The 13,421-nt window shown below is 66.5% G+C and carries 8 protein-coding genes; 5 read left to right on the top strand and 3 right to left on the bottom strand.

Annotated features, from left to right (window positions below; all coding sequences use genetic code 11):
- Positions 1–39: 39 nt before the first annotated feature.
- On the top strand, positions 40–1,341 hold the full coding sequence (locus JW805_07420) for a hypothetical protein (GenBank protein ID MBN2971843.1): 1,302 nt from the start codon (positions 40–42) through the stop codon (positions 1,339–1,341).
- 124 nt (positions 1,342–1,465) lie between these two features.
- Positions 1,466–3,595: a TonB-dependent receptor gene (locus tag JW805_07415; GenBank protein ID MBN2971842.1), complete on the top strand. Its 2,130-nt coding sequence runs from the start codon at positions 1,466–1,468 to the stop codon at positions 3,593–3,595.
- 20 nt (positions 3,596–3,615) lie between these two features.
- On the opposite strand, the gene JW805_07410 is transcribed toward JW805_07415, so the two are convergent.
- Genes JW805_07410 through JW805_07400 form a run of 3 tightly spaced genes read right to left on the bottom strand, consistent with a single transcriptional unit; the run spans position 3,616 to position 9,036 of the window.
- On the bottom strand, positions 3,616–4,518 hold the full coding sequence (locus JW805_07410; protein MBN2971841.1) for a PEP-CTERM sorting domain-containing protein: 903 nt from the start codon (positions 4,516–4,518) through the stop codon (positions 3,616–3,618).
- A gap of 1 nt (position 4,519) precedes the next feature.
- Positions 4,520–7,627, bottom strand: a complete 3,108-nt coding sequence (locus tag JW805_07405; GenBank protein MBN2971840.1) for a TonB-dependent receptor — start codon at positions 7,625–7,627, stop codon at positions 4,520–4,522.
- Between the two features lie 53 nt (positions 7,628–7,680).
- Positions 7,681–9,036: a dicarboxylate/amino acid:cation symporter gene (locus JW805_07400; protein MBN2971839.1), complete on the bottom strand. Its 1,356-nt coding sequence runs from the start codon at positions 9,034–9,036 to the stop codon at positions 7,681–7,683.
- A gap of 203 nt (positions 9,037–9,239) precedes the next feature.
- Here JW805_07400 and JW805_07395 point away from each other — a divergent pair, with 203 nt between their 5' ends.
- The 3 genes from JW805_07395 (at position 9,240) to JW805_07385 (ending at position 13,408) form a co-directional block, all read left to right on the top strand.
- Positions 9,240–11,003, top strand: a complete 1,764-nt coding sequence (locus JW805_07395; GenBank protein MBN2971838.1) for a sensor histidine kinase — start codon at positions 9,240–9,242, stop codon at positions 11,001–11,003.
- Positions 11,000–12,319, top strand: a complete 1,320-nt coding sequence (locus JW805_07390) for a sigma-54-dependent Fis family transcriptional regulator (protein MBN2971837.1) — start codon at positions 11,000–11,002, stop codon at positions 12,317–12,319. Before JW805_07395 ends, JW805_07390 begins: the two co-directional genes overlap by 4 nt.
- A gap of 72 nt (positions 12,320–12,391) precedes the next feature.
- Positions 12,392–13,408: a putative sulfate exporter family transporter gene (locus JW805_07385; protein MBN2971836.1), complete on the top strand. Its 1,017-nt coding sequence runs from the start codon at positions 12,392–12,394 to the stop codon at positions 13,406–13,408.
- The last annotated feature ends 13 nt before the right edge of the window (positions 13,409–13,421 follow it).

The following is a 13,421-nucleotide window of genomic DNA, read 5'->3' as shown; positions in this document are numbered from 1 at the left end:
CTGTGCGGTCATCGTGGGTATATCTCGGAGAGGAACCAGATGATTTCGCTGCTTTTGCTGAGCGTCGCCGCGCCGCAATCCGTCACTGCCTTTCCGGGCGCGGAGGGCGCTGGCCGCTTCGCCCAGGGCGGTCGTGGCGGGCGGGTCATCAAGGTCACTACGCTCGCCGATTCCGGGCCCGGTTCGCTGCGCGCCGCGGTCGAGGCCAAGGGGCCGCGCACCATCGTCTTCGACGTCTCCGGCACGATCGCGCTCGCCTCCGAACTCAAGATTCGCGAACCGCGCATCACTATCGCCGGCCAGACCGCACCCGGCGACGGCATCACCCTGCGCGATCATAGCCTGGTGGTCGCTGCTGACGACGTCGTCATTCGCTACATCCGATCGCGTCTGGGCAATGTGTCGCAGAGTCAGGAAGACGCGATGACCGTCACCAAGGGGCGGCGCATCATCCTCGACCATGTCTCGGCCAGCTGGTCGATCGACGAGTCGCTGTCGGCCAGCGCCAATTACAAGGATCCGGAGCAGGGCTGGTACGACCTGACCGTCCAATGGTCGATCATCGCCAATTCACTGCGCAAGTCGGGCCATGTGAAGGGCGACCATGGTTACGGCAGCCTGATCCGCGGTGGGCGCGGCGCGAAAGCAAGCTGGCATCATAACCTTTGGGCCAATCACATCGCCCGTATGCCGCGACCCGGCAATTACGATGGGCCCGACATCGATCCCCTGGGTGCGACCTTCGATTTCCGGTCGAACGTGTTCTACAATTGGGGCGGATCGCATTCGGGCTATGACGCCGACAAGGCCGCCATCGTCCGATATAATTTTATCGACAACGTCTATCTGCCCGGCCCCGACAGCAAGGGCGCTTTCGCGTTCGATGAATCGAATGTGCTGGCAAAGGCCTGGTTCGCCGGCAACGCGATGGCCGGAACGGTGCCCGTCGACCAGATGACGCTGGTGAAGGGCACGATTGTGCCGGGCTGGAAGCTGCCCGGCCCGATCGACGTGGCGCCTGTCACCCCCGACGCACGGCCCCTCGACGCCGTGCTGCTTCGCGCCGGTGCGTCGAAGACCCGTGATGCGATCGACGCGGCGATCGTCGCCGGCGTTCGTGCGGGCACCGGCCGGATCATCGACAGCCAGGACGACATGGGCGGGTGGCCAATGCTGAAGTCGCTTCCTGCACCGAAGGACAGCGACGGCGACGGCATGCCCGACGCCTGGGAACGCGCGCGCGGCCTGAACCCCTACCAGGCCGCCGACGGCAACGCCGACCGCGACGGCGACGGATGGACGAATCTCGAAGAATATCTCGACAGCCTGACGCGCGGCTGATCGGGGTGCCAATCTATCAACCGCACGACTGGCGGCATGAACCGCCGCACCGCAGCAAATTTGCCGTTGATACGTTGTAACGTAGCGCGTAATCGGCCGTCGGATTTCCCGACGAAAGGCCGTCATGTCGTATCGCTTGCTCCTCGCCTCCGCGCTTCCCCTCGTTTTCGCATCGCCTGCGATTGCGCAGACGAGCGGTGGACAGGTCGCCCAGTCCGACCGCGGCGACATCATCATCACCGCCCCGGTGCTGACCAGCGAACGCGATGTGCTGCAGGGCACGTCGGTCGTCACTGGCGAGGAACTGACCCGCGATATCCGCTCGACGGTCGGCGAAACGCTCGCGCGCCAGCCGGGCGTGTCGGCAACCTCGTTCGGTCCCAATGCCTCGCGTCCGATCCTGCGTGGCTTCCAGGGTGAGCGCGTTCGCGTGCTGACAGACGGCATCGGCTCGATCGACGTGTCCAACACCTCGGTCGATCACGCCGTCATCATCGACCCGTTGCTCGCCGAGCGTATCGAAGTGCTGCGCGGCCCGTCCGCGCTGTTGTTCGGATCGTCGGCGGTCGGCGGCGTGGTCAACGTCATCGACACCCGCATTCCGCGCCGCATTCCAGAGAACGGCTTCCGCGTCGACGGCCGCGCAGCCTATGGCAGTGCCGCCGACGAGCGCTCGGGCGGAGTCGCGGGCGACGTCGCGCTGGGTGACAAGTTCGTCCTTCATGCCGACGGCTCGTATCTGAAGACCGGTGATCTGCGGATCGGGCGCGGCTATCTGCTGAGCCCCGCGGCGCGGGCCGCGGCTTTGTCGCAGGTCGGTCGCCCGCAGGACCCCGACGAGGATCCGATCGACTTCGCCGCCAGCGCCAATCTGCGCGGCCGCATCCCCAACACGGCCGCGGAAACCTGGACCGCCGGCGTCGGCGCATCGCTGATCACCGACACCGGGATGCTCGGCATCTCCTACGGCCATTACGACAGCCTGTACGGCGTGCCGATCCGCTATGCGACCGAGGTCGGGCAGGAGCAGGAAGCGCCCCGCCTGGATGTCGTCCAGAACCGCGTCGACCTGCGCGCCGAGGTCCAGACGGGCGGCGGTTTCCTCGACCGCATCCGCCTGCGCGCCGGCCATGCCGATTATCGTCACTTCGAACTGGAGACCGATGGCGAGGTCGGTACCGCCTTCTACAACAAGGGGACCGAAGCCCGTCTCGAGCTCGTCCAGGCGCGTCGTGGCGGCTGGCAGGGGGCGAGCGGCGTCCAATATTTCAACCGCACGTTCCAAGCGATCGGTGACGAGGCGTTCATTCCCAAAGCGGAAACCAATCAGATCGGCCTGTTCACGCTGCAGCAGTTCGATCTGGGCGGGGTGAAGGCAGAGGGCGGCCTGCGCTACGAACTGACCGATCACGCGACCCGCGTCGTTGCGGGCGATACACGGTTCTTCTCGGGCAAGCGGAACTTCGAAACGCTGTCGGGCTCGCTCGGGGCGTCGGTCGAGATCGCACCCGACGTTCGCCTCGGCATCAACGGATCGCGGACCGCACGAGCACCGTCGGCCGAAGAGCTGTTCGCCAACGGACCGCATGCCGGCACGCAAGCCTATGAACTCGGCAACCCGAATTTCCGTACCGAGAAATCCTGGGGCCTGGAAGCGACGCTGCACGCGCATGGCGACGGCTTCAGCTTCGACGCTTCGGCGTATCACAGCTGGTTCAGCAACTATATCTTCGAAAACCAGACCGAACAGGCCGTCTGTGAAGCGGCCGCTGCACCATCGGGCCGCGACGTCGACCTGCCGTGTTTCGCCTATGCCCAGGCTGATGCGCGCTATTACGGGTTCGAGGCCGATGCATCGCTCCGTCTGGCGCAGATCGGGTCCTACGCGATCAACGCCGATGTCCTGGGCGACTATGTTCGTGCGACGGTGACGGGCAGCGGCCCGGTTCCGCGCATCCCGCCGCTCCGACTGCTGGGCGGGATCGAAGCGCAGGGTTCGAAACTGACCGCCCGCGCCGAAGTCGAGCATGCGTTCTCGCAGGATCGCGTCGCCGCGTTCGAAACCCCGACCGATGGCTACACGCTGGTCAACGCGTCGCTGTCGTTCAAGCCGTTCGAGAATGATCGCACGATACTGATGCTGAGCGCGAACAACATCTTCGACCAGCTCGCCCGGCGTCACCCGAGCGTGCTGAAGGATTTCGCGCCGCTGAGCGGTCGCGACCTCCGCGCGACCGTGCGGTTCGGCTTCTGATCCCGCAGGCGGGGGGGGCGTTAGCGCCGCCCCTCCGCCTGCAAGGTTTCGAAGGCGATCCGCTGCAAGGCTGTAGCCTGGGCATTCGACAGGCCCAGCTCGTCGGCGGCCCGCTCGTTCGCACCCAGCGTCCGTGGATCGCGCCCGGTGACGCGACCGAATACGGTCAGCGCCTCCAGATAGTAGCCCGCCGTGCTTGCGTGATATTGGTCGTAGGCCCAGAGATCGAGTTGACCAAAGGCGACCCCGTCATAGGGGTTCGGATCCGCGACGCCGGCGGAGAAGGCGCGGTTCCACGCGAGACCGACCGGAATGATCCCATCGATGTCGCGTGACGCCGCCTTGGCGCGCATCGCCGCGGTGAACAGATCGTCCGCCATCTTGTTGACGGGCGTCCCCGACCACGGACTGCCCGGCCGCCAGACCTGATCCGCCCGGCTCCAGGTCGGCATCAGCAACACGTCGACGTTGCGGTTGGCGCGGGTAAACATCGCGGCCAGTGCACCGGCATCGCGAATGTAGGCCGACGGGTCGCCCGGCCGCTGACGATCGAGCGTCGAATATTCCTGCAGAACGACGACGTCCCAGGGGCGATTGAAGCGCGCAGACCGCTCGGTCAGGTGAAAGCCGAGCGAACGACCGCCCTGTGTTTCCAGGCTGACCGAATAGTTGAGGCCGGCCTGTTCGGTGAAGAACTTGAACAAGGCCGGCACGCCGCCGAAGCCATCGCCGTTCAGGTCGGTAACCGTACTTGCACGGTAATTGCGCACCGGCGAGTGCGCGCCCTGGGTGAAGCTGTTGCCGATGAACAGGATCGTGCGCGGGGCGGTAGCGGCCACCGGCCGAGCCGGCGCCGGCGCGACCTGAGCGGTGGCCGGAACGGCGACCATCGCGGTCGCCAGCGCGAGTAGAACAGCTTTCACGTCAGAACCTCTTGCTGATGGTCGCATACAGATAGCGTCCATAGGGCGAATAGAGCGAGCCAAGATAGCCATCTGCGGTGATCGGCGGCTGAACGTCGAACAGGTTTCGCGCACCGATCCGCACCCGCGTGTCGTCGAGCACCCCGCCCTTGAACCGATATTGGGCGTAGAGATTGACCGTCGCCTGCCCCTTCACGACGTACGGCAGACCATTGGCATCGAGGAAGTTCGTGTCGTTGACGTCGGCGGTGTAGTTCACGAACCCGCCGATCTGAAACCGCTTCAGACTCCATGTCAGCGAGCTGGTCAGCCGCCACTTCGGGCGCCCACGCTGCTCGATCAGATTCGTCGCATCGGTCAGCGGCGTGGCGGCGTTGATAGTCCCCGTCGCGCGCGCGTCGAACAGCTCGGTGACGCCCGGCGGGGTGTCGCGGCTGAACTTGATCAGATGGGCGGCATTCACCGACAGGTCGAACTTCCCGATGCCGGTGCGGACATTGTAAAGCAGGCCTAGGTCGAGCCCCTCGACCGTCTGCGGCAGCAGGTTGGTAAACCGGTCGTTGATCTGGGTGACGACGCCGGCCGTGGCGAGCCCGGTGCCGGTGAAGACCGGCGTGTCGTCCGCGGTCGGCGCGGCGCGGATGACGTTGGGGTTCGACGATCCCTGCAGCCGCAGCAAATAGTCGAGCACCAGCGCATTCTGCGGCCCGAACTGACCGACGATCCCCTCCTGCCGGATCGACCAATAGTCCGCGGTGATCGTCAGTTTGCCGAGCTTCGGGTTCTGGAAATCGGGCTGGAGCACGATGCCGGCCGACCAGTTCGTGCTTTCCTCCGGCTTCAGATCCGGATTGCCGGCGATGAAGATCGAATAGCTGACCCCGCGTCCGCAGGCGCCGAAATTAGTGATGCGGCGTGCGCGGAGATCGGCTTCGCACCGGTAGAAATCGGTGTTGGAGCCCAGACGCGAATATTGAACGGTGTTCGTCTGCTCCAGGTTCGGTGCTCGGAAGCCCTGGGACCAGGACCCGCGGATGCGGAAGCCCCGGGTCAGGTCCCAGGCGCCCGCGACTTTCGGTTTCGCGACCGATCCGAAGTCGCTGTAATGTTCGTACCGGCCGGCGATCTGCAGGTCGACGCGCTGCACGAGCGGAATGTTCATCTCGGGCGAAATCACGGGGACGGCGAGCTCGGCGAAGGCCGAGAAGACCGTCCGCCGACCACGCGTCGTCGGCGTCGGACTGACCGCCGCAACGTTCGACAGGCTGCGATCGCCCGTCACGGCGTCGACGAACTGGATCGTGCCGTTAAGATTGTCGTCGCGGATGTCCTGCTGGGTTTCACGGCGCCCCTCGATGCCGAACGCCAGACCCAGATTCCCACCCGGCAACGCGAGCAGATCGGCGCGCGACAGCTTGAAGTCGGCAAGCGCTAGCGTGGTCTTCGAGCGGCGGACGAGGTCGAAGGTGAAGCTGTCGATCGTTGCCTGCGAGGACGGCGTGCAATCGCCCAGCGACGGCGTCGCCGAACAGCCGCCCGAGAAGGGGTTGTACGCGTCCGGGGTCGACAGCGACAACGCCTGCTGCAGTCGCGTCATGTTCACGGCGTTCGACACGTCGGTCGCCTGCGCTTCCGAATAGAGGATCGCGCTGTCGAAATCGAAGCTGCCGATCCTGCCGCGTGCGCCGCCCAGGAAGCGTGACTGCCAATTGTCGACGTTGACCCGCTGATACCCCGCATCGACGAAGCGATAGGTCGACAGTCGTACGGGCAGCCCCGCGGCGGGAACGTTGCTCAGGCCGGAAATGCGGTTCGGGTTGGCCGTGCCATTGGCGAAGGTCACCGGGCCGAACGGATTCCAATAGTTGGACGCGGGCACGACGATGGCGTTCAGGTTGATCGTCGGCGGCTGGATACGCGTCGTATCCGCCCGGTAATAGCCGAGTTCGGTGTAGAGCGTGAGGCGATCGCTCACGTCGTAATGTGCGGACAGGAAGCTGTTGAAGCGGTGGATCGACGGCGCGACCGTAGTTCCCGGACGCGTATCAAAGCGCTCGGAGCGCAGCGTCGTCGCGGTCGCACGCGTACCGCTGCCCAGACAGGTATCGGCGTTCAGCGTTACGGCGCAGCCCGGGTTCAGCACCGACTGGGTGTGAAAGGCGCCGGCGGAAGAGGTGAGAGCGACATTGCCCGGGTTGCGGCGGATCGTGCCGGGGCCGTTGACCACGGCCAGGTTCGCCCAGGGGCTTTGCGTCGCTCGGCCGTCTGCGGTCAGGTTGCCGGCGAAGCGGGGATCGTCGGCGAAATAGGCCAGCAGGTTGTCGGTCGCGGTGTAGAACTGGTCTTCCGCCAGCTGCGCTGTCCGGCGGGTATAGTCGGCGTAGACCGACACATTGCCCCGACCGCTGGCAAAGTCGGTGCCAAGCAGCCCCGTGGCCTGATATTCGCGGCGATGCGTCCCCTCCGCCCCGCCGACCCGCAGGTCGATCTGGCCGCCGTTGACGTTGCCTTTGGTGACGGTGTTGACGACGCCAGCAACGGCGTCGGCGCCGTAGATAGCGGCTGCGCCGTCGCGCAGGATTTCGAGCCGCTCGATCCCGGCCACCGGCAACGCGTTGGAATTGTACCCGAGCACCGGGACATTACCGTCGCCGGCCTGGCTCGTCGGATGCTGGACCAGGCGACGACCGTTCAGCAGCACCAGTGTGTTACCGACCCCCAGATTGCGCAGGTTGATCGAATTGACGTCGCCGCGGGCCGCGTTCGACGTCTGCGGGTTGTTCGCTTCGTTAAAGGTGACATCCCCGGCCTGGGGAATGGCGCGAAACAATTCGTCGCCGCTCAACGCACCCGTCGCCTCGATTTGCGTCGCGTCGACGAGGGTGACCGGCAGCGCCGCAGTCGTGCTGGCGCCCCGGATCTGCGTACCGACGACCACGACGTCCTGCGTCGGCTGGGCTGGACCGTCGTCCTGTTCGGTCGCGGCGGCGATGCCGGGCACATTTTCGGTGGTCTGCGCAGGCGGCGCGGTCTGGGCCGCAGCAGTACCTGCCGTCACGAGGGCGAGCAGCGCCGATCCCGCCCGCAGGGCGGTTGCCGTCTTGGTCATGATATCTCCCCTAAGTCTTGTTTTATTTTGATATTTTGCGTCGTCGTCGAAAATCAGGTCGCCGGGACAGTCACCAGCGCATCGTCCTCGTCGATCGTCTCCGCATCGGACACGCGGCGGTCGTTCAAGACCTCGGCCAGTCGGGCACGATCGAGCTTGCCTTCCCAGCGAGCGACGACGACCGCAGCGACCGCGTTGCCGATGAAGTTGGTCAGGCTGCGGCACTCGCTCATGAAACGGTCCACACCCAGGATCAGCGCCATGCCCGCCACCGGGACCGACGGCACGATGCTGAGCGTGGCGGCCAGGGTGATAAAGCCGGCGCCGGTCACGCCCGCCGCCCCCTTCGACGACAGCATGGCAACGCCCAGCAGCGCGGCCTGCTCGCCCCAACTCAACTCGATGCCGGTGGCCTGGGCGATGAACAGCGCGGCCAGCGTCATGTAGATGTTGGTACCGTCGAGGTTGAACGAATAGCCGGTCGGCACGACCAGCCCGACCACGCCCTTGTCGCAGCCGGCGCGTTCCAGCTTGCCGATCAGGCTCGGCAGCGCCGCTTCCGATGACGAGGTGCCCAGCACCAGGAGCAGCTCGGCCTTCAGATAGGCGATCAGCTTGAGGATCGAAAAACCATGTGCCCAGGCGACGAGGCCGAGGATACCGAGCACGAAGATCAGCGAGGTCAGATAGAAGGTCGCAACAAGCGCGCCCAGGTTGGCGAGGCTGGCGAGCCCGTACTTGCCGATGGTAAACGCCATCGCGCCGAACGCGCCGATCGGAGCGGCCTTCATCAGGATGCCGACCAGGCGGAAGACCACCAGGGTAATGCGCTCGAGGAAGTCGAGCACCGGTTCGGCCGGCTTGCCGACCAGGCTCAAGGAAATTCCGAACAGGATCGCGACGAACAGCGTCTGGAGGATCGAGCCGGATGTCAGTGCCGACGGCATCGTCGTCGGGACGATATCGAGCAGGAAACCGGTCAGCGTCGTGTCATGGGCCTTGGTCGCATATTCGGCGATGGCCTTGCTATCCAGCGTCGCCGGATCGACGTTCATCCCCGCGCCCGGCTGGACGACATTGGCAACGACCAGGCCCACGATCAGCGCCAGCGTCGAGAAGAACAGGAAATAGGCAAACGCCTTGCCCGCGACGCGGCCGACCGCGGTCAGTTCGCGCATGCCGGCAATCCCGGTGACGACCGTCAGGAAGATGACCGGCGCGATGACCATCTTGACCAGCTTGATGAACCCGTCGCCCAGCGGCTTCAGTGCCGCGCCGACGTCCGGATAGACCGCGCCGAGGGTCACGCCGAGCGCGATCGCGACCAGCACCTGGAAATAGAGATGGCGGTAGAAGGGGACCTTGCGGAGCGCGGCGGCGTCCGGAGAACGGTCTGGTATCGCGATCATACATCCTCTCGTCAGTCGGGTGTCCATGCACCGCGGCTCGATAAGAGTGTATCTTGGGCGGGATCGGTCGACCAAGTCAGCGCTTATAACGACCTATCCTGTTGTTATTACTAGCGATAATTGCATATTTCGACTGGAACCGGGTACCTTCGCTGAAGAAAAGTCGCGCGCCTCCTGCGTCGTTTGTGCGACAATCCGCACAGATGACGAGTCGCCCTGCCCCCCGCCGCTGGCTGCTGCCGGTGCTGATTGCGCTGGCCATCGTCGCGCTGGCGATATTCGCCGGGGATCGCTGGTCGCGCGCGCAGGCAACGCGGCTGACCGACGCGGCGGCGGAGACGACAGCGAACTCCCACGCGGCGCTGCTGGCGAGCGAGCTGCAGAAATTCCGTCTTCTCCCGCTCGTCCTCGTCGAATTCCCCGACGTGCGCGCCGCACTATCTGGATCCGCCAGTGCCCCGGGGCGGCTCGATGCGCGGCTTGAGCAGCTCGCCGCCCGGACCGACGCGGCGAACCTCTATGTGATCGACGCGAACGGCCGGACTGTGGCGGCGAGCAATTACCGCACCCCGACCAGCTTCGTCGGTCAGAATTACAGCTTCCGGCCCTATTTTCGCGACGCAATGCGGCGCGGCGCGTCGGAGCTGTTTGCGCTGGGAACGGTCAGCGGTCGGCCGGGCCTGTATCTGGCGCGCCGGGTGGACGACGGCGGCCGCGCGCTGGGCGTCGTCGTCGTGAAGGTCGAATTTGATACGGTCGAGGCCGCCTGGGCGCGGTCGAGCGGGGCGAGCTTCGTCGTCGGTGCGCAGAATGTCGTGCTCATCACCAGCCGTGCGGACTGGCGGTTCCGCTCGATCGGTCCGGTCGCCCCCGCAACTGCCGAGGCCGCGCGCCGCACGCTGCAATTCGGCGGGATCACCCCCCTGCCCGCCCCCCTCGTCGTCTCTGGCCGCGATGCCATTGCGGGCGCAGAGCGCTTTCGCATCGGCGTCGTCGACGCCCCGATCGCCGGCGCGCGTCTGATCCATCTGACGCCCTTCGCTCCCGCCCTGACGTCGGCGCGCACGCTCGCCCTGCTGTGGGGGCTGGGCGCGATGCTGTGCGCCGGAATCGTGGGCGCGGTGCTCGTCCGCGCCGCCGAACGGCGTCGCCTGCAACGCGAAGCCCACGCCCGGCTCGAGCGCGAAGTCGCTGCCCGCACCGCCGAGCTGCGCGACGCCAACGAAAGGCTGCGGATCGAATCCGACGAGCGGATCGCGACGGACCGGCGGTACCGCGCGGCGCGGGAGGAACTGGCGCAGGCCAACCGGCTCGGCACCTTGGGGCAGATCACCGCCGGCGTCGCGCACGAGATCAATCAGCCCGTCGCCGCCATTCGCACCTTTGCCGAGAACGGTGCGACGCTGATCGACCGGGGCGCCGACGGGGCTGCGCGCGAGAATCTCGGCCGGATCGTCGCGCTGGCCGACCGCATAGGCACGATCACTGCCGAGCTGCGCGGCTTCGCCCGGAAACGCACGCCGTCGGGCGGCATTGCCACGCTCGGCGACATCCTCGACGGCCTGTCGATCCTGATCGGCGAACGCGCGCGAGGGCGAATCACGGTGCATGCGGACGGGGCGGTGCGGGCGATGCGACTGGTCGGCGACCGTGTCCGGATCGAACAGATACTGGTCAACCTGATCCAGAACGCACTCGACGCGATCGGCGACGCCGACGGACGGATAACCGTCGATGCCGCAGCGAATGCGTCCACGATGACGATCACGGTCGCCGATACGGGTCCGGGCGTCGCGCCGGACATCCGCGACGCGCTGTTCACGCCGTTTACGTCTGGCAAGCCTTCGGGTCTCGGCCTCGGGCTGGCGATTGCGCGCGATATCGCCCGCGAATTTGGCGGAGACCTGATCCTGCGCCCCGATGGCCCGGGCGCCCGATTCGCGCTGACGTTGAAGGTGGCCGCATGACCGACGTGATTTTCGTGGAGGATGACGAAGCGCTGCGCGTCGCGACCGTGCAGGCGCTCGAGCTCGCGGGATATGCCGTCCAGGCGCACGCCGACGCGCGGGCCGCTCTGGGCGCGATCCCGGTCGATTTCGCCGGTGCGATCGTGTCCGACATTCGCATGCCCGGGATGGACGGGCTCGCCTTCCTGGACGCCGTGCTGACGCGCGACCGCGACCTGTCGATCATCCTGGTCACGGGGCACGGCGATGTTCCCATGGCGGTCTCGGCGCTTCACCGCGGCGCCTTTGATTTTCTGACGAAGCCCTTCGCGGTCGATCACCTGACCGCGAGCATCGACCGGGCGGCCGAGCGGCGGCGACTGATCATCGAGAACCGCCGCCTGGTCGCAGAGGCGGAGGCGGCACAGGCCGGCAGCCCGCTGATCGGCGACAGCCCCGCCTTGGTTCGATTGCGCACCACAATTGCCCAGCTGGCCGCCGCCGATGTCGACGTGCTGATCGAAGGGGAGACGGGCACGGGCAAGGAACTCGTGGCCAGCCTGCTCCACCGCCAGGGACCGCGACGCGGCCGGCCGTTCATCGCGGTGAACTGCGGCGCGCTGCCCGACAGCCTCGCCGAACTGGAGTTGTTCGGCCATGCCGCCGACAGCGTGCCGCACACCCGGTTGTCGCGCGAAGGTCAGATCGTGGCGGCGAGCGGTGGCACGCTGTTGCTCGACGAGATCGATACCCTGCCCCTCTCCCTGCAGACGCGACTGCTGCGGGTGATCGAGGAACGCGAGGTGCATCCGATCGGCGAGCCACGACCGACCGCGGTCGATCTGCGCATCGTCGCGACGACCAAGACCGACCTGGCCGCAGCGGTCGCCGCCGGCACCTTTCGCGCCGACCTGTTCTACCGACTCGATACGGTCCGCCTGCGCGTGCCGCCGGTGCGCGAACGAGGCGGCGACGCATTCCGGCTGTTCGCCGCCTTCGTGGAAGAAGCGAAAGCTCAACTGGGACAGCAGGACTTCACGCTGACCGAAGCGGCGAGCCGGCGGCTGCGCGAGCATGACTGGCCCGGCAATGTCCGCGAACTGCGCAATTTCGCGCTGGAGACGGTATTGGGCCTGGCGCCGGACACGCCGCGCGAGCGTGAAGGCTGCGATCTGCCGACACGGGTCGCGGCCTATGAGGCCGAACTCATCGAAGCGGCGCTACGCCGGCATAATGGGCGGGTCGCCGCCGCGCTTGGCGACCTCGGAATCCCGCGCAAGACCTTTTACGACAAGGTTGCGCGACACGGGATCGACCTGGGTGCGTTTCGGCAATGAGGCGCCCCCTGCCAAAAGCGTTCGACCCGTGTTAGCCAGCCGATTGTGAGCGACACTAGCCGAACCTACCCCATGGCCGCCGATCTGTTCGGCGACATCGTCGAGGGGCCACGTGTCGGTTGGCGCGAACATCTGCCCGGACTGGCCCTCGTCGTCGCCGCGACGCTCGCCGCGGGATTCCTCTCCGACCGGTACGGCGCCCCGCTGACGCTGATGGCGCTGCTTATCGGCCTGGCGCTCAATTTCCTGTCTGCGGACAAGCGGCTGCACCCCGGTCTGGGCTTCGCCTCTCGGGACCTGCTGCGGTGGGGCATCGTCCTCGTCGGGGCGCGGGTGACGCTGGGGCAGATCGCCGATCTGGGCCTGCCCGCGCTGCTGGCGATCGTGGTGGTCGTCGCCGGCACGATAACGCTGGCCGTGCTGCTGGCGAAGCGGTTCGGGTATGATCAATGGTTCGGCATGCTGGTCGGCGGTGCCGTGGCGATCTGCGGGGCATCGGCAGCGCTGGCGGTGGCGACGACGCTCAGCACGCGACGGATCAGCCAGGCGCAGTTGACCCTCGTTCTTATCGGTATTTCGGCCATGAGCGCGACCGCAATGGTCGTCTATCCGATGCTCGCCCACGCCGCGGGCTTTTCGGACGGCCGCGCGGGCTTCCTGCTGGGGGGCGCGATTCACGACGTCGCCCAGGCGCTGGGCGCGGGCTATTCCTATTCCCCGGAGGCTGGGCGGATCGCGACGATCGTCAAGCTCACCCGGGTCGCCCTGCTCGCCCCGGTCCTCGCCGTGCTGGCACTGTTCCTTCCCCGCAGCGAACGCGCGACGGGAAGCCAAGGCGTGCCGTGGTTTGTCGTGGGCTTCTTCGTCGTCGCGGGGATCAATTCGACAGGCATCATCCCGGCGCCGGTCGTACATGGTGCAGAGGCGCTTGCCGGCGCAATGCTTGCGTGTGCCGTCGCGGCGACGGCCATCCGGTCCCCGCTGCCGCAACTGATGAAAATGGGATCGCGGCCGTTGATCCTGATCGGAGTCGTCACGCTGGCGATGCTGGGATTCGCTGCCGCAGGCGCGTTTCTGGCGATTCGCTGAGCCGCACCGGCGA

The sequence above is a fragment of the Roseomonas aeriglobus genome (assembly GCA_016937575.1).
Classification (GTDB): domain Bacteria; phylum Pseudomonadota; class Alphaproteobacteria; order Sphingomonadales; family Sphingomonadaceae; genus Sphingomonas; species Sphingomonas aerigloba.
Note: the sequence above shows the minus strand (reverse complement) of the source record. Positions and strands in the feature narration are given on the sequence as shown.

Excerpts from the sequence above, each read along its gene's own strand:
- JW805_07420 (MBN2971843.1), top strand. The coding sequence starts at position 40 with ATGATTTCGCTGCTTTTGCTGAGCGTCGCCGCGCCGCAATCCGTCACT.
- JW805_07415 (MBN2971842.1), top strand. The coding sequence starts at position 1,466 with ATGTCGTATCGCTTGCTCCTCGCCTCCGCGCTTCCCCTCGTTTTCGCA.
- JW805_07405 (MBN2971840.1), bottom strand. The coding sequence starts at position 7,627 with ATGACCAAGACGGCAACCGCCCTGCGGGCGGGATCGGCGCTGCTCGCC.
- JW805_07400 (MBN2971839.1), bottom strand. The coding sequence starts at position 9,036 with ATGATCGCGATACCAGACCGTTCTCCGGACGCCGCCGCGCTCCGCAAG.
- JW805_07395 (MBN2971838.1), top strand. The coding sequence starts at position 9,240 with ATGACGAGTCGCCCTGCCCCCCGCCGCTGGCTGCTGCCGGTGCTGATT.
- JW805_07390 (MBN2971837.1), top strand. The coding sequence starts at position 11,000 with ATGACCGACGTGATTTTCGTGGAGGATGACGAAGCGCTGCGCGTCGCG.
- JW805_07385 (MBN2971836.1), top strand. The coding sequence starts at position 12,392 with ATGGCCGCCGATCTGTTCGGCGACATCGTCGAGGGGCCACGTGTCGGT.